At 65.1% G+C, this 15,980-nt stretch carries 17 protein-coding genes and 2 pseudogenes; 10 read left to right on the top strand and 9 right to left on the bottom strand.

Going from position 1 to position 15,980, the window contains the following annotated elements; all coding sequences use genetic code 11:
- Positions 1-27 precede the first annotated feature (27 nt).
- The 3 genes and pseudogenes from ACP3TD_RS06115 (at position 28) to ACP3TD_RS06105 (ending at position 2,531) form a co-directional block, all read left to right on the top strand.
- On the top strand, positions 28-531 hold the full coding sequence (locus ACP3TD_RS06115) for an Lrp/AsnC family transcriptional regulator (RefSeq protein WP_426766132.1): 504 nt from the start codon (positions 28-30) through the stop codon (positions 529-531).
- A 120-nt stretch (positions 532-651) separates the two neighbouring features.
- Positions 652-2,306, top strand: a pseudogene (locus tag ACP3TD_RS06110) (thiamine pyrophosphate-binding protein).
- 42 nt (positions 2,307-2,348) lie between these two features.
- Positions 2,349-2,531, top strand: a complete 183-nt coding sequence (locus tag ACP3TD_RS06105) for a hypothetical protein (protein ID WP_426766131.1) — start codon at positions 2,349-2,351, stop codon at positions 2,529-2,531.
- An 81-nt stretch (positions 2,532-2,612) separates the two neighbouring features.
- Here ACP3TD_RS06105 and ACP3TD_RS06100 read toward each other — a convergent pair whose 3' ends face one another.
- From ACP3TD_RS06100 to ACP3TD_RS06090, 3 genes are all read right to left on the bottom strand, one after another.
- Positions 2,613-3,014, bottom strand: a complete 402-nt coding sequence (locus tag ACP3TD_RS06100; RefSeq protein WP_426766130.1) for a hypothetical protein — start codon at positions 3,012-3,014, stop codon at positions 2,613-2,615.
- On the bottom strand, positions 3,011-3,355 hold the full coding sequence (locus ACP3TD_RS06095; protein ID WP_426766128.1) for a hypothetical protein: 345 nt from the start codon (positions 3,353-3,355) through the stop codon (positions 3,011-3,013). The genes ACP3TD_RS06100 and ACP3TD_RS06095 overlap by 4 nt, the downstream gene beginning before the upstream one ends.
- Positions 3,356-3,461: 106 nt before the next feature.
- The gene (locus tag ACP3TD_RS06090) at positions 3,462-3,818 is read right to left on the bottom strand and encodes a hypothetical protein (RefSeq protein WP_426766127.1); all 357 of its coding nucleotides are present in this window, start codon (positions 3,816-3,818) and stop codon (positions 3,462-3,464) included.
- An 889-nt stretch (positions 3,819-4,707) separates the two neighbouring features.
- Here ACP3TD_RS06090 and ACP3TD_RS06085 point away from each other — a divergent pair.
- Positions 4,708-5,310 carry a hypothetical protein gene (locus ACP3TD_RS06085; protein WP_426766125.1) on the top strand — a complete coding sequence of 201 codons (603 nt, stop codon included), beginning with the start codon at positions 4,708-4,710 and terminating at the stop codon, positions 5,308-5,310.
- 130 nt (positions 5,311-5,440) lie between these two features.
- On the opposite strand, the gene ACP3TD_RS06080 is transcribed toward ACP3TD_RS06085, so the two are convergent.
- Complete coding sequence (locus ACP3TD_RS06080) at positions 5,441-5,584, bottom strand: hypothetical protein (protein ID WP_426766124.1); 144 nt, start codon at positions 5,582-5,584, stop codon at positions 5,441-5,443.
- Positions 5,585-5,856: 272 nt separating this feature from the next.
- Here ACP3TD_RS06080 and ACP3TD_RS06075 point away from each other — a divergent pair, with 272 nt between their 5' ends.
- Together ACP3TD_RS06075 and ACP3TD_RS06070 are read left to right on the top strand one after the other, a co-directional pair.
- Positions 5,857-7,443: a PHP domain-containing protein gene (locus ACP3TD_RS06075; protein ID WP_426766122.1), complete on the top strand. Its 1,587-nt coding sequence runs from the start codon at positions 5,857-5,859 to the stop codon at positions 7,441-7,443.
- A gap of 124 nt (positions 7,444-7,567) precedes the next feature.
- Entirely contained in the window at positions 7,568-8,374 is an 807-nt protein-coding gene (locus tag ACP3TD_RS06070) for an alpha/beta fold hydrolase (RefSeq protein ID WP_426766121.1), read from the top strand.
- An 85-nt stretch (positions 8,375-8,459) separates the two neighbouring features.
- Here the strand turns inward: ACP3TD_RS06070 and ACP3TD_RS06065 are convergent, their stop codons facing one another.
- The 4 genes and pseudogenes from ACP3TD_RS06065 to ACP3TD_RS06050 form a co-directional block, all read right to left on the bottom strand.
- The gene (locus ACP3TD_RS06065; protein ID WP_426766119.1) at positions 8,460-8,939 is read right to left on the bottom strand and encodes a DUF664 domain-containing protein; all 480 of its coding nucleotides are present in this window, start codon (positions 8,937-8,939) and stop codon (positions 8,460-8,462) included.
- A pseudogene (locus tag ACP3TD_RS06060) lies at positions 8,936-9,115 on the bottom strand (VOC family protein); the annotation flags it as partial. The gene ACP3TD_RS06065 and the pseudogene ACP3TD_RS06060, both read right to left, overlap by 4 nt.
- Positions 9,112-9,600: an SRPBCC family protein gene (locus ACP3TD_RS06055; protein WP_426766118.1), complete on the bottom strand. Its 489-nt coding sequence runs from the start codon at positions 9,598-9,600 to the stop codon at positions 9,112-9,114. The pseudogene ACP3TD_RS06060 and the gene ACP3TD_RS06055, both read right to left, overlap by 4 nt.
- Positions 9,600-9,950: an ArsR/SmtB family transcription factor gene (locus ACP3TD_RS06050; RefSeq protein ID WP_426766116.1), complete on the bottom strand. Its 351-nt coding sequence runs from the start codon at positions 9,948-9,950 to the stop codon at positions 9,600-9,602. Before ACP3TD_RS06050 ends, ACP3TD_RS06055 begins: the two co-directional genes overlap by 1 nt.
- A gap of 136 nt (positions 9,951-10,086) precedes the next feature.
- On the opposite strand from ACP3TD_RS06050, the gene ACP3TD_RS06045 reads away from it, so the two are divergent.
- Together ACP3TD_RS06045 and ACP3TD_RS06040 are read left to right on the top strand one after the other, a co-directional pair.
- Positions 10,087-11,016 (top strand): NADP-dependent oxidoreductase, encoded by a 930-nt coding sequence (locus tag ACP3TD_RS06045; RefSeq protein WP_426766114.1) that lies wholly within the window; start codon positions 10,087-10,089, stop codon positions 11,014-11,016.
- A 63-nt stretch (positions 11,017-11,079) separates the two neighbouring features.
- On the top strand, positions 11,080-12,774 hold the full coding sequence (locus ACP3TD_RS06040; RefSeq protein WP_426766112.1) for a SulP family inorganic anion transporter: 1,695 nt from the start codon (positions 11,080-11,082) through the stop codon (positions 12,772-12,774).
- A 41-nt stretch (positions 12,775-12,815) separates the two neighbouring features.
- On the opposite strand, the gene ACP3TD_RS06035 is transcribed toward ACP3TD_RS06040, so the two are convergent.
- Complete coding sequence (locus ACP3TD_RS06035; RefSeq protein ID WP_426766111.1) at positions 12,816-14,324, bottom strand: MFS transporter; 1,509 nt, start codon at positions 14,322-14,324, stop codon at positions 12,816-12,818.
- 321 nt (positions 14,325-14,645) lie between these two features.
- Here ACP3TD_RS06035 and ACP3TD_RS06030 point away from each other — a divergent pair, with 321 nt between their 5' ends.
- A complete protein-coding gene (locus ACP3TD_RS06030) occupies positions 14,646-15,422 on the top strand; it encodes a DUF2306 domain-containing protein (RefSeq protein ID WP_426766109.1) in 777 nt (258 codons plus the stop codon).
- Between the two features lie 7 nt (positions 15,423-15,429).
- Entirely contained in the window at positions 15,430-15,897 is a 468-nt protein-coding gene (locus ACP3TD_RS06025) for a hypothetical protein (protein WP_426766107.1), read from the top strand.
- Positions 15,898-15,980: the final 83 nt, after the last annotated feature.

Genomic DNA, 15,980 nt, shown 5'->3' with positions numbered 1-15,980 from the left:
TCAACTTCTAGCACTCCTGGTGAAAATATGACCATCGCAACCTCCCGCACCCTTGATTCGCTCGACGGCAGGATCATCCTTGCCCTGGACAAGGACCCCGAAGCCAGCGCCCTGGCACTCTCCCGGACACTCGGCGTCGCCCGCAACACCGTCCACGCCCGGCTGGCGCGGCTGGAGCGCAGCGGCGCGCTCCGCTCCTTCAGCCGCAGGCTGGACCCGGCCGCGCTCGGCTATGAGCTGATGGCCTTCCTCTCGCTGTCCATCAGCCAGACCCGGACTGGATCGGTGGAGGACGGGCTCGCCGCGATCCCGGAGGTCATCGAGGTGCACGCCACCACCGGCGACGCGGACCTTATGGCCAAAGTGGTGGCCCGCGGCACTGCCGACCTGTACCGCATCACCAGCGAGATCCTGGAGATCGACGGGATCGAGCGGACCAGCACGGCCATCTCCATCCTGGAACTCATGCCGCCCCGGTACGACGGGCTCATCAGCCGGCTGTCGAAGGAGGAGTCCGCCGCTTCCAGCTAGCTCGGGGTGATGCGCGCCACATGTGGGCGTTTTGGCAGTTCTTCTCCTCCCCCGCTGCCAAAAGTCCCAGCTGCGCTTCAGTGTGTTGCCGATCTCTATAGTGGCGCGCAGGATTTCTGCATGACTTCACTTACCGTCTCCGGCCGTGTGGCACAGGTTCTCAGCAGCTATGTCAGCGACGTCTTCGGCGTCATGGGCAACGGCAACGTCTACTTCCTGGATGCCGCGGAGCAGCAGGGCCTGCGCTTCACGCCTGTACGGCACGAGGGCGCCGCCATCGCCGCGGCCGACGCCTACTACCGCACCTCGGGACGGCTCGCCGCCGGCACCACCACCTACGGCCCCGGCTACACCAACGCGCTCACCGCCCTGGCCGAGGCGGTCCAGGCGCAGATCCCCGTCGTACTGGTCACCGGGGACGCGCCCACCAGCGGCGCCCGCCCCTGGGACGTGGACCAGGCGGCAATCGCCGGCGGCCTCGGCGCGGCCACCTTCACCATCACCCGCGATGCCCCGGGCGCCGTCACCCGGCAGGCGGTGGAGTACGCACTCACTCGACGCACCGCCGTCGTGCTGGCCATCCCCTACGACCTCGCCGCACTTGAGGCGGAGGACGAGGACCTTCCGGAGCCCTTGGCTTTGGAGGTGACGGACGACGGCGGCACGGACCTTGGGCAGGTGGCCCGCCTTTTGGCCGGGGCGCGGCGGCCTCTGATCCTAGCCGGCCGGGGTGCCTCGCCGGCGCAGGCCCGGAACTCCGCGAACTTGCCGACCGGCTCGGCGCACTGACCGCCGGAACCGCACTGGCGCTCAACCTCCTCAACGGCGAGGGGTACCTGGGCGTGGCCGGCGGTTTCGGCACCGACACCGCGGCCGGGCTCATGGGCGAGGCAGACGTGGTCCTCGTGGCCGGGGCGAGCCTGAGCCCGTTCACCATGCGGTTCGGGCACCTGCTCGGCCCGGATGCCACGGTTATCCAGATCGACACCGCGGTGGAGCCGACGAATCCGCGGGTTGATGTGTTCGTTCAGGCGGATGTGAAGGTTGCTGCTTCGGACCTGCTGTTTTTGGTTGCAGGAAGGGCTGCGGCTGTTGCTTGGCGCGAGGAAGCTTCCATGCGCCTGGTTGCGGGGCCAGGGCATGACGCCGGATCCGAGGAAACCATCGACGGCCGGCTGGACCCGCGCGCCCTCGCCTCCGCGCTGGACGCCGTGCTGCCTGAGCGGCGAACGGTAGTCCAGGACGGTGGTCACTTCATTGGGTGGGCGCCCATGTACTGGAGCATTCCGCGGCCGCAGGACCTGGTGATGGTGGGGACGGCGTTCCAGTCGATCGGGCTGGGCCTGGCCAGTGCCGTGGGGGCGGCCCGAGCCGTGGAGGACGGTCGAACGCTGGTGCTGGCCTCCGGCGACGGCGGTTTCCTGATGGGCCTGTCCGACCTCGAATCGCTCATCGGCGCCGCCCGCAGTGCCATTGTGGTGATCTACAACGACGCCGCCTACGGTGCCGAGATCCACCAGTACGGCTCGCAGGGCCTGACAGAGAAGCCCATGCTGATCCCCGAGGTGGACTTCAGCGGTGTGGCGCGGGCGCTAGGTGCCGAGTCAGCTGTTATCCGATCGCTGGATGACCTGTCCGCGCTGCAAGATTGGATCGACGCAGGCGCCCAGGGAACCTTCGTCGCGGACTGCCGGATTACGTCCAGCGTCCGGGCGCCATGGTTGACCGAATGGATGAACGCATCCCAGGCCGCGAAGGCGGCGCTGACGGGTTAGATCAAGCGCAGATTTTCCGCTCCCCGGTTTACAGTCAGAGCCATGACTACTTACGAACCCGCCGAGCTAGCCCGAGAACTTGGCTACACGGACGAACAACGGCCAGGAAAGGTGGTGCGTGATTACCTCCGCCAAAAGTACCCGGATCATAGGAAATATGAACGCTGGGTGCTCGACGAGAGCCAGGCTGACGACGTGCGCGCTAACGTCCCCAGAAAGCGTTAGTTCTCCGAGATTTTGGCTGCCTGCCCTGAAGACCCGTTGGGCTCACTCTTGGGTTCCACAGGTGTCAGGGCTTCTTTCGTGTCAGGCGTGCCAAGCAACAGCGTTTCTTACAAATGCGGCCAGGCGCTGGATGGAAGCATCCCCGGAAGGATGTCCTGAATAGAACGTTGCGGTGGATTCGCGGATAACATCGTCGAGTTCCGGCCACGATATCCAACAGACGACGTCCGGTAGCCGGGCCATAAGCAAGGACGCGGAAGGCAGTTTCTCATTGCTCACTCGGTCCAGGACCGGGGCCAAGAACCGGCCCACGGCCTCGGGGATGTCGAGCAGCCCGTTCCCCTTTACCCGGACAGGGGGCGCGACGCCCAAGAGCAGGAGCAACGGAATTGCCGGACCAGTCATGGACATCAGTGTGATGTACTCGCGCGCCAGTTGTTCAGGCTGAAAGCTTCCATACCGGATGCGCTTGGCTTCAATCAACGTGTACGTGCTCGGCGTCTCAAAACTGCGTCGGGCTGGACTACCAGCCGCGTTTTGCGATTGTCAGAACCGATGATGAAATCACCGGGAAGAAATTGCATCTGCAGGTCCTCTACTTCGTTAGCGAGTCGCTGCCTGGCCGCATCGGCGCCGTGAGCTGCCCTGATCACGGCCCCGAGAAAATGATTACGTGGCAGAAAATCGAGACCTACAAGAACTTCTGCGGTCAGGACGTTCTCGCGCCCCTGCCCACCGTTACGGTAATACTTGGCCTTCTCCCACGAATTTTCTTCCAGAAGCTTCCCCACGATGGAAGAGGTGGCCGTGGATGGCTCTGCCAATTAAATCTCCTTGGGGACCTCGAAAATCCCTGATAAGTCTCTAACGGAGAAAGGCTCCGCTAGTTGATGTCACTGCGACGGTCGACGCGCGGCGACTACTTTGGAACTACTTCACAGCCCAGTACACCCTGGCCTTGCTGTTCATCGAAAAACTCTTTTGAACGAAGATTTTTCCGCCCTCAATTGCGCCAACAGGCACGTCCATGCAGACCTGATATGTCGCCTGTCCGCCTTTTTCAAGTGTCGGTACCTTCATGGCTCCGTTATCGAGCGAAGCCCCGCATGAACTCGCGTCGTATTGCCTGGCATCCGTTCCAACGAAGGTCGGGGAAAGATCCACCCAAGGAGTTCCTTCATCGGCACCTCCATAAGTCACCGCAAGGTCAACCAGTACATATCGGCCGGCTGGAACATCGTTGAACATGTTATTCGCCACGACTTCATTGGTTGCGTCTAGATTCACCGCCACCACCTGGACTTGGTACTCCGTCCCGACTACCGCCGCGCCCCCAAGGGGCAGTGGCTTTTCCGCCGATCCATCGAGTGCCGCAGGCGGCTCTTGGCTGTGAACTGGAGTGGGGACTGGCGACACGGATGGAGGCGCAGATTCGGCAGTTGCAGCCGGCACATTAGCACTCGAATTTGCCTTCGGCTGGGATGAGTAAGCAGTTAAGAACAAAATGCTCCCAAGTACAGCGACCGTCCCGATGACAATGGCCGCGACGGTCGTACCTTGTGTTTGGGCTGCTGCCCTTCGTGCGGCTAAAAGGTCGATTACCGCCAGGACAACAGCGCTGATTCCTAGAAGGAGACTAAGCACGTTCAGAATGGGAACCCAACACGTCACGACCGCGATCGATGCTAGGACCAAGGCGGTAGTGGTTAGTGTCGTAGCGGGAGATCTCGGCAGGGAATCAGGAACGTCGATCCAGAATTGGTGCTCTCGAGGAGCGGGACCCCATGCGGGGTCTGGGTGCCAACCGTTGGGTGGTTGCCATCCGGCTGGCGGCCGCGGCCAATTTCTTGGCGAATTATAGACTTTCACTTCTCCCCCGGTTCGAGCCAGCAACGGGCTTCGTCCCGCTGCACGTCGGGATTCTATCCCGCTGAGGGTTCTAAGATGAGGGATTCAGCGCGGTTTTTAATCAGGATTAGATCAATTTTGTACAGTTTCAGCTACAGCGTTTGGCTAAGAAGTCACAAATGAGCAAAATTCACAAAGGGAGCAGACAAGCGCCTAAAACTTTCCTACACTGAGATCGCCGTTGCTTGGGGGAAACGAGCCTGACTTGTCACTCCGCCTTTCTTGGTTGCCAACGGCACTATTGGGCACCGCATAAAAAAGGACAGTCATGAGTGAACCGTATTCCCCTCCCCTCCCCCAGGCACCCGCGGAGCCGGGGACGCAGCCACTGAAAAGTAACGGATTTGGAACCACAGCGTTGGTTCTCGGCATCGTGGCTGTTGTCTTCGCGATTATTCCCATTGTGGGCTTCGTAGCATTCATTCTCGGGCCCCTTGCGCTGATCTTCGGCGTTATCGGGATGACACGAAAATTCACTAAGAAGGGGACCTCTATCACGGGTCTGATCCTGGGCGTAGTGTCGATCATCGTCGCAATTGTTGTTACGGCTATGGTTGCGGCTGCCGCCAACAGCGTCGACCAAGCGCTGAACAAGGAGCACAAGATCGAGTACGTCGTCACAACTTCAGGTCCGGCCAAAGTCACTTACTGGAATGGTGACGGATCTTCCAACGAGGACATCGCCGCCGACTGGAAAAAGGAGGTGACGGCGAAGGGGCTCAGCTTCAGCACCCTGAGCGTGACCGGTGACTTCAGCGCCAGCACTTCCGTGACCTGCGAAATCCTTGTCGACGGTGCAAGTGTTTCCAAGAATAGTGGCTCCGGGACGGCTGCCATGGCCTCGTGCTCGGGAAGCTCCAGCTCAAAGTAGTAACGGATACGACAAAAGGACGCCGGGGCGAATTGCCTTGGCGTTCTTTTGTTTATCCATGCGCAGGAGGCAGCACCGTCATCGACACCATGAGGAGGCTGTGCCGTCGTCGTTGTCCGCTGCGAGCGCATCAGGATGCCCGGCGGAACTCCCCCGGCCGGACCTGCAGATGGAACGGCAGCGGCAGCTGGATGGGGTTGTCGCCGATCGGCTGGTCGAGCAGCTCATTGATGGAGCTCTGCCCTTCCAGTTCGCCGTTCCGTTTGCTGCCCATGCAGTCGACGGTAACGGCCACGGGGCCGGTCCATCACGCAGGACACGCGCGCAGGGCAAGCGGCGCATGGAGCCTGGGTGCCGCTGTCGGACACTGCCGTGGCTGTATGGCCGACCGGACGCAACGGCCCGTTCACCGCCCGGACAGGTGACAACACCCAGAAGTTCATGTCCCCTGTATCGACTGAGGAAGACCGTCCGAGGGAAGCGGTTTCCGCGTCTCCAGGGCGACGACCCGCTCTCTTCTCCACCAAACAAAGCAGTAAGGCTCTCATGACAAACGGTATGTCCCGCCGCGGAATTTTGAAGACCGGTTCGGTCCTAGGACTCGGCGCTTCGGTTGCGGCGGTCACTCCCGCCCAGGCCCTTGCCCAGACTTCCCAGCGGACCAAGAAGGGACAGTACTTCTGGCTGAACGGGGACCACCACGTCCACACCCTCTTCAGCAACGACGGGAAATACCGCGTCCAGGATCACGTCCGGCAGGCCATCCGCTACGGCGTGGACTGGCTTGTCCTCACCGACCACGGCAACGTGTCCCACTCCCAGCTCAGCACCGAGCAGATCGTGCCCCTCATCGACGAGGTCCGCCAAGAGTTCGGCGATTCGATCCTGATCTACCACGGACTGGAGTGGAACATCCCCGGGGCGGAGCATGCCACGGTCTTCGTGGCCCCGGGCCGAGACGACGTCGCGGTCCTCAAGGAAGTCGAAGCGCGTTGGGACGCCCGGGTGAAGGGCACCCGCGACGGAACTGCCGCCAACGAGGCCCTTGCCCTGGACGGGATCCGCTTCATGGGTGAGGCGCGCGCCAAGAAGCGGGTTGAGGACATCCTCATGATTCCCAACCACCCATCACGGCAGGGCATCGACTCACCGCACGAAATCCGGGCCTGGATCCAGGCAGCACCCGATGTGGTGATCGGCATGGAGGGCGCGCCCGGGCACCAGGCCGGCGGACTGCCGGCGCCGCACGTCGGCAGCCGCGCACGGGGACTTTACGACGGCGGCCCGGGCACCTTCTCCTTCAAGGGGTACCCCACGGAGTCCTACCGCACGTGGGGTGGCTTCGACTGGATGACGGCCACCGTCGGCGGCGTGTGGGATAGCCTGCTCGCCGAAGGAAGGCTGTTCTCCGTCACCGCCACCTCGGACAGCCACAACGTGTACCTGGACACCACCACCCGCGGCCCGGGCAGCGACTTCGACGCCAAGGGCCGCACCGAGGACCCTGTTTACAGCGGAACCGTGGACCTCACGGAGAACGACTTCTGGCCCGGCTACTACAGCCGCACCCACGTGGGAGCGGAAAAGGTCAGCCACGCCTCCATCATGCAGGGACTGCGTGAAGGGCGCGTGTGGGTGGACCACGGATGCCTGATCGACGCGATCGATGTGAGTGTTGCGGACCAGGCCAAGTCGGTCACCCTGGGTGGGAAGCTGGCAACGAAACGCGGCCGGAAGATCACGCTTACGGTGTCTGTCACCCCGGCGTCCATGCCGAACTTCGCAGGGTTCGTTCCTGAGCTGGCCCGGGTGGATGTCATCCTTGGCAAGGTGACAGGTCCCGTCACCGACGCTGACACCACGACCGCACCTGACACGCGCGTCATCACCCAAATGCCCATCAAGGACCTGACGCTCCGGAACGGCGCCTACACCTGGACACAGGAACTCGAAACCCCCTTCGACAACTTCTACGTCCGCCTCCGCGGAACGGACGGAAAGAAGTCCCAACCCGGCTTCCTCGGCGCAGACATCGACCCCGCGGGGCCGGCCATGGATGAGATCGGAAATGCCGATCCGTGGGAAGACCTGTGGTTCTACACCAACCCCATCTTCGTGGAGGTCAATAGCTAGTCCTCGCTCCTGGCAGACGCCCCAAAATCCAGCCAGCACTGGGGTCCGCGGGTGACCCCGGTGCTGGCCAAACAACCCTGAGTTGCCCGTCCCGTGGGCCCGAACTGAGGCGTAGCCTGAACCCATGGACGCCGACACCCGGCACCTCCGGCTCCGCACCGGCATCACCGTGCCGTGCCTCGTCCAGGACCACGGCAAGGACGACGACGGCGCCGCTCCCCTGCTGCTGCTCCATGCCTGGGGCGAATCCCGCCGGAGCTTCGACCGCCTGATCCCGCTTCTGGCCGCCCGCCGGATCGTCGCGCCGGACCTCCGCGGCCAGGGCGACGCAGACAAGCCGCTGAGCGGCTACTCCCTGGCGGAGCAGGCCGAGGACGCCGCCGCCATACTGGACGCACTCGGCATGCCCCGCGCCGCCGTCGTCGGCTCCTCCAGCGGCGGGTACGTGGCCCAACAGCTTGCCGTCAACAACCCCGAAAAGGTAGCCGCCCTGGTGCTGGTGGGGTCACCCCTGACCCTGCAGGGACGGCCTGCCGTTGCCAACGACATTGACGCCCTGACGGACCCTCTCGACGAGGCGTGGGTGCGGGACTCGCTCACCTGGTTTCCCCTGGTCCACGACGTCCCGGCCTGGTACATCGAGGACCGCGTCCGCGACGGCCTCAGCATGCCCGCGCACGCTTGGAAAACCATTTTCAACGCACTCTGCGAAGCCACCCCGCCCACCGAATCCGGGACCATCCACGCGCCCACGCTCATCCTCTGGGGCGGGCAGGACAACCTGTTGCCACGCAAGGACCAGGAGACGTTGGCCGCCAGGATCCCGGGCGCGGTGCTCAGGATCTACTCCGACGCAGCGCACCTGGTGCTGTGGGAATGTCCGGACCACGTCGCGGAGGACATCACCGCCTTCCTACGCACCCTCGGCTGAGCCGGGCACGTTGCCAGGCTCCGCCGTCGTACGTCTACCCTCTGCTGGCCCCCGGACCGGGTTACATTGGCGCTGAGGGCGGCTGCTAACTCACGACAAGATTCTGATGCCCATCGATGAGCTCCCGGACGATGTCCAGGTGGCCGGCGTGGACGGACGTCTCAGCGAGCACGCGGAACAGGACCTCACGCCCAGTGGACATCTGTGGTGCGTCGAACACGCTGGCTGGGGGCCACCATCGGGGCGGGGCATCAAGATCGACCGCCGCAAGGACCTCGTCACTTCGAGCGATTTCGCGCTGGTAGATGGCGACGGCCTCGGCACCGGTCATCGGTTCGGACGCCCACCCGTCGTGCAGTTCTGCAATGGCTCGGTCATCACCGCCGAGAACGGCCGATATCCAGAACATCTCGTCGTCGAAGGCCAGGTGGTTGAGCAGTTGCGTCATCGTCCAGCCGGACGGGGCTATAGCCCGGCGCATCTGGTGGTCCTCGAGGCCGTCGACTGTACGGAGGACATGCCTGCGCTCACTTCCCAGCTGGGCAAGCAATGGGGCGTCGCTCATGCCGCGTGCTCATATCCGATAAGCCAATGGAGCCCATGGCGGTCAACCACTTGGCCATCGGACCCGGCCCACGGCTTTGGCGAAAGTGGATCAATCACCGACCCGTCAATGGAAAGTCTGTCGAACCATTCATGGAGGACCGCCGGTTCGGCGGTTCCCAGCAGCGAGCGCATCACAGGGCGGTGCTGTCTTTGACCCGGTCGATGGTGGCAGCCCAGCCCTCCCGGGCACCGCCCAGCATGAGCTTTTGTACCTCTTCGAAGTCCAGATCCTCAGAGAACCGGACGGTGAGCACGAGTTCCGTATCCTTGCCCAGGTCGTTCAGCTGCACCGTGACGACAGGGGCAGTCAGTTCGTTCCCGCCGCCGAGTTCGGGCCATCCTCCCACTGCTCCCCAGCGGAAGACGAGCCGTTCGTCCGGAACGATCTCCAGGTAGATTCCCCCGGTGGGGTAGCTCAGTTCCTCGTTGACGACCATCTGCTGCTTCCACGTTCCGCCAACCCGGAGATCCACTTCGATGGGCTCGGCCGGTGTGGGCATGTCAGGGTTATGGAACCATCCAAGGTGCTGGGGGTCGGTCCAGGCGGTGAACACCGCCTGCCGCGATGCAGCCAGAATCCGGGTCAGGGTGAAGCTTCGATCTGTTGGGGAGTGGGGCATCATCTGTCCTCCAGTTCAGTGAGCTTATTGGGCCGAGCGGGATCCATGGCGAGCTGAGCCTCAAGGCGGTCCAGCCGTGGGCCCAGAAAATCGCGGTAGGGGCGCATCCACTCCTCCACCTGCTGCAGCGGAGCAGTTTCAAGCCTGCAGTTCCTCCATTGCGCCGACCGGTACTTGGTGATCAGCCCTGCCTGCTCGAGCACTTTCAGGTGGCGTGACACGGAGGGCACACTGATGGCGTGCGGAGCAGCCAGTTCCGTCACCGTCGCCTCACCCTGCTGCAGTTGCGCCAACAGTGCACGGCGGGTGGGATCCGCCAGCGCAAGGAAAATCGCACTCAGGTGGTCCATTTGCGCCCTAGCCTAATTACGCAGGAGTGCAAATACAAGGCATTCGGATGTATCTGGCCCGCATCGGACCGACCGTCCGGGCCACTTTTCGCCCGAGTCAGGAATACCAATGCACGGCCGCGCGGTTGCCCCAAGCATGAAGGCAATCACTTACAGCTCATACGGAAACCCGGACGTCCTCGAATACGGCGACCAGCCGATGCCGAAGGTGGGGCCGGGCATGGTCCTGGTCAAGGTCAAGGCAGCAGCGGTGAACCCGGTGGACTGGAAGATCATGTCCGGCGGCCTGGACGCCGTCATGGACCTGCAGTTCCCTGCGATCCCCGGCTGGGACGTCGCCGGCGTGGTGGAATCGGTGGGCATCGATGCCCGGCAGTTCCAGCCCGGCGACGAAGTCATCGCCTACGGCCGCAAGGACTACGTCCACGGCGGCAGCTTCGCCGAATACATCGCCCTGCCGGAACGGCTCCTGGCCCGCAAACCCGCCACCCTGGGCTGGAACGAGTCCGCGGGCCTGCCGCTGGCCGGCCTCACCGCCTACCAGGTCCTCAACCGGCTGGGCCTGAAGAACGGCGAAACCGTCCTGATCCACGGCGGCTCCGGGGGTGTCGGGTCGCTGGGCATCCAGATCGCCGTGGCGCTGGGCGCCAACATCATTGCCACCGCCTCTGAGAAGAACCACGACTTCCTCCGCTCGTTGGGCGCCGAACCCGTTGTCTATGGAGATGGGCTCGCGGACCGCGTCCGCGCGCTGCGCCCTGACGGTGTGGACGTCGTAGCCGACTTCGTGGGCGGAAACCTCGAGTCCACCCTGGCCGTCCTGGCCGACGGAGGCCGGCACGCCTCCATCGCTGACAGTGAAGTGGAACAGCACGGCGGGGACTGGATGTGGGTCAATCCGGTGGGTGCTGACCTGCAGAAACTCGCCGACCTGGTGGACAGCCGGAAGTTCCGGGTGGAGGTGGCCGAGGTCTTCCCGCTGGAGAAGGCCGCCGATGCCTTCCGCTCCAACATGGGGGGCCACACCCGCGGCAAGATTGTCGTTGCGGTGGACCAGGAGTCCTAAGCAGGGAATCGCTTCGCCCGCGGACGGATGGCAAGCACCGCCCGGATGGGCCATGATCGGAGCATGAGCCGCTCCGGAGAACCCCAGTCCTGGTGGATCCCGCCGGCCCTGCGCGGCTATAAACCCGGGTGGCTGCGGCACGATGTGGTGGCAGGGGCCGCGCTCTTCGCGGTGCTGGTCCCTGCCGGCATGGCCTACGCGCAGGCCGCCGGGCTCCCGCCCGTGACCGGACTTCACGCCACGGTGGTGCCCCTGATCGCCTACGCGATCGTGGGACCCTCCCGGGTGCTGGTGCTGGGCCCGGACTCGGCGCTCGCCCCGATGATCGTCGCCGCCCTGATTCCCCTGGCCGCGGCGGACGAACAGCGGTCCGTCGCCCTCGCGGGCCTCCTTGCCGTGCTGATCGGCGCCATCATGCTCATCGGGTCGGCTTTGCGGCTGGGCATCGTCACGGGGCTGCTGTCCAAGCCCATCCGGCTGGGCTACCTCAACGGCATTGCCCTGCTGGTGGTCGCCTCCCAGCTGCCCATCCTCCTGGGCATCCCCGTGGACGGCGACACCCCCTGGGACAAGCTCCTGGCCGCGGTCCCGAAGGTGCTCGATAGCGAAACCAACATCACGGCGCTGCTGCTGGGGCTCGCCTCGCTGGCACTTATCCTGGTGCCGCGGTGGCTGAAATGGAAGGTCCCCGGCGTGCTGATCGCCGTCGTCGTATCCTGCCTTGCCGTGGGCCTGCTGGGACTCCGCGACACTGTCAAGGTCACCGGCGCCCTGCCGCAGGGACTCCCGGCCCCTGCCCTTGGGGGCATCGGCTGGGCCGACGTCCTGGCACTGCTTCCCGCCGCCGCCGGCATCGCCCTGATCGTCTTCGTGGACACCGGAACCCTGTCCCAATCTTTGGCTGCGGCCCGGAACGGCAAGGTCTCCGGCAACCACGAGATGGCGGCACTCGGCGCGGCCAACGCAGCCAGCGGCCTCTTCGGCGGCTTCCCCATCTCCGCCAGCACCTCCCGCACCCCGGTGGCGGTGGATTCCGGATCGAAATCCCAGCTGACAGGTGTGGTGGGCGCCCTCCTGGTCCTGGCCTTCATGCTCGCCGCGCCCGGCGTCACCGAGTTCCTGCCTGCCGCCACGCTGGCCGCCATTGTCATCGCCGCGGCCGCCGGAATCGCCGACCCCGCCGGGGTGCGCCGGCTGGTCAGCATGAGCCGCAGCGAATCGCTGGTGATGCTCGCGGCCTTCCTCGGCGTCACCATCCTGGGCGTGCTGCCAGGCATCGTGGTGGCCGTCGGGCTGGCTATCCTGGACTTCCTGCGACGGGCGTGGGACCCCTACCGTGCCGAACTGGTGGATGTCCCCGGCGTGCCCGGCTACCACGACGTCACCCGCCACCCCGAGGGTGAGCGCATCCCCGGCCTGCTGATCCTGCGCTTCGACGCCCCGCTCTTTTTCGGCAACGGAGCGCTGCTGGGATCCTTCGTGCGCGACGAACTGGACGACGCCCCGCCCGGCACCGAACGCGTAGTGCTGGCGGCCGAGCCCGTGACCGGCATCGACACCACTGCCCTTGACGAGCTGGTGGAACTCGACGAATGGCTGGAACGGCACGGCGTGGACCTGGTGTTCGCGGAAATGAAGGGCCCGGTCAAGGACAGGCTGCTGCGTTACGGGGTGGGCGCCCGCTTCTCCCCCGCGCACTTCTATCCCACAACGAGCGAGGCCGTGCGGGCTTACCAGCGGGAGAAGCGCCAGGCGTAGCCGGGCACCCAACCCAGGTGCCGCCGTCGTACGTCCCTTCCTTACATCACCGTCGGCTTGTCCGGCCGGTTGTGCGACGCCCGGGCGGCCACGAAGCTCTCCTCGAACGGCAGCGATTCCAGGTCCAGGAGCGGGTTGTCGTCCTGCGTCTCCACCAGCTCGCGGGCGGCTTCCTGCGAGTCCACGCTCGGCATGGATCCGGGCAGATGCCGGCCGGCGGACTCGGGCAGGAAGTAGATGGCCACCGCGGCGATAAGGGCCACTCCCATGAGGTAGTAGGCGATGGTCATGTCGTTGCCGGTCAGTTCGATCAGGGCCGCGATGATGAACGGAGCCGTCCCGCCGAAAATGGCCACGGCGAAGTTGTACGCGATGCCCATGGCGGAGTAGCGGTGCTCGGTGGGGAACAGCGCCGGCAGCGCGGAGGCGAGGTTCGGCACCGAGAACGCCACCGGGAACGCGATCAGTGCCAGGCCCAGGAACGTCATGGGAACACTGCCCGCCGCGATGGCCACGAATGCGGGAATCGCGAACACCACCGTACTGAGCGCTCCGATCCACAGGACCTTGCGGCGGCCGATCCGGTCCGAGAGCTTCCCCGTGAAGGGGATGCACAGCGCCATGGCCACCAGCACCGGGATGGTCAGCAGCGTGCCGTCCACCTCGCTGTAGCCCTTGTTGCTGGTCAGGTAGGTTGGCATGTACGAGGTGAGCGCGTAGGCCACCGTGTTGGCGGCCGCCGCCAGGATCATGGCCAGCAGGATGGGCCGCCAGTGCGCCTTCAGGATCCCCAGCGGGCCAACGGGACGCAGGTCCTCCCCCGTTTCCGGATGCGTGGCCGCTACCGCTTCGGCTTCCAAGGTGGCTTTGAACGCGGCCGACTCCTCGATCTTCATCCGGAAGTACACGGCCACAACGCCCAGCGGACCGGCCACCAGGAACGGCAGCCGCCAGCCCCACGCCTCCATCTGCTCCTGCCCCAGCACCAACTGCAGCATGGACACCACCAGCCCGCCCACGGCGAAGCCCAGGTAGCTGCCCATGTCCAGGAAGCTGACATAGAAGCCGCGGCGCCGGTCCGGCGCGTGCTCGCACACGAACGTGGTGGCGCCCGAGTACTCGCCGCCGGTGGAGAAACCCTGCACCAGCTTGGTGACCACCAGCAGCACCGCCGCCCAGATGCCCAGCACCGAGTACCCGGGCAGCAGGCCGACGGCGAACGTGGCGGCTGCCATGATCATCAGCGTCATGGCCAGGACCTTCTGCCGGCCAATCTTGTCCCCCAGCCAGCCGAAGAAGATGCCGCCCAGGGGCCGGGCGATGAACGTGGCCGCGAACGTGCCGAGCAGGAACAGGTTCTGCACCGCCTTGTCCGCCTCGGGCAGGAACACCGGGCCCATGGTGGTGATCAGGTAGCCGAACACGCCGACGTCATACCATTCCATGGTGTTGCCCACAATGGTGCCGCCCAGCGCTTTCCTGAGCGTGTGCCGGTTGACCACGTTGACGTCGCTGATCTTCAACCGCCGCTGCACGTTGTGCTCTGTCATCGCCCGCTCACCGCCGCATCGCTCGTCAGCTGGGCACGCGCCGGGCGTTCGTCCGGCTCACCTGTCCCCCAGCGGCCCAACTCTTCCGATCATCCCGCCGCAGCGGTGGTGCCGCAAGACGCAAAGGCAGGCGGCGCCGTCGTTCACGGACGACGGCGCCGCACCGGCCCGGGTGCGTCAGCCGCCAGCTGACCTGGTGCGCGGCAGGATGGCGTCGTGGTGGCTGCACCGGAAACGGCGTCCCCTATCGCGGATCGGCAGCCTGTGCAGTACCTTGGGCATACACCGTGCGAACACGCGCAGCTGGGCCACTCTGTTCCGGTGTCCGACGCCTTGCAGCCCGCCGCCAACCCGGTGAACGCCACAGGCACAGCCCAGCCACGCCAGGGAAGCCGCCCCATGAACCTCGCATCCATTTCCCGCACCCGGCATCGCCCCCAGACCCGGTGGCTTGTCCCCGCCGCGCTCATTCTCCTCAGCATGGTGCCCATCATCGCCGGGTCCCTCCGGCTGACCGAACTGACGGGCGGCCACATCACGGCGGACAACGCCCGGTTCTTCGATTCTCCGGTCCCTGTCCTGATCCATATCCCCACCGTCACCGTGTACCTGGTGCTGGGCGCGTTCCAGTTCGTTCCGCCGCTTCGCCGGGGCAAGGCCGGCAGGGCGAGCTGGCACAAGATCGCCGGACGTATCCTGGTCCCCACCGGGCTGCTGGCTGCCCTGTCCGGGTTGTGGATGGCCGTGTTCTACGACCTGCCGCCGCTGGACGGGCCCCTGTTGCTGGTCCTCCGGCTGGTCTTCGGCTCCGCCATGGTGGCGTTCATCGTCCTGGGGTTCATCGCCGTGCGCCGCAGGAACTACGTCCGCCACTCGGAATGGATGTCCCGTGCATACGCCGTCGGCATCGCCCAGGGAACCATCGTGGTTGTCACCATCCCCTGGATCGCCCTGGTAGGGCCGGTGACCGAACTGTCGCGTGCCCTCCTCATCGGCGCGTCGTGGGTCCTCAGCCTGGCAGTGGCGGAGTACTTCATCCACCGTCGAGCGCAGCCTATGGCTGCTCAGGCACTCATGCCGCCGCTAAAAGGCGCATAGTTAGAGGATGACAGGTCCATATACCCGAGGTGACTCCTACAGCAGCGAGGCTTCCCGGAAACAGATCAGGCGCGCGCTCGAGCACTACGGTGCAACGGACATCGTTTTCGGCCAGCGGGGAAGCCTGGGGGCCGTTGCGTTCAAGGGTGACGGCCGGCAATACCGGATCGTCATGCACTTACTGCTGTCTGAAGGCGCGTTCGCGGTCCGGAGTGACATCGCGGACGGCCAGCTCCGTGACGCGAAGGCCAAGGTCCTGGAACAGACCAACCGCAAATCCTGGCAGGCCCTTGCTTCGGCGATCGACGCCAAACTCGGAGCAGCGGCGGCGGGCATCGCCACCCTCGAATCGGAGTTCCTGGCCCATGTGGTCCTTCCCGGAAACAACACCGTGTATGAGGAAATGGAGCCCGTGATCGACTCTGCGTACCGGTCCGGCCAGCGTCCGCTTTTCGGCTCCCCGTCCCTGCCATAGGATCTGCCCCTGTCGGTGGCCGCCCGGCCAATGCCCGCTGCCGGTCCGGCGCCCGCGCCCACCGGGCACCGCGGGGCGGATGG

Origin of the sequence: Pseudarthrobacter sp. 1G09, assembly GCF_050038305.1 — a bacterium.
Taxonomy (GTDB): Bacteria; Actinomycetota; Actinomycetes; order Actinomycetales; family Micrococcaceae; genus Arthrobacter; species Arthrobacter equi.
The sequence above is the reverse complement of the archived record's forward strand: the minus strand, read 5'-3'. Positions and strand labels throughout refer to the sequence as shown.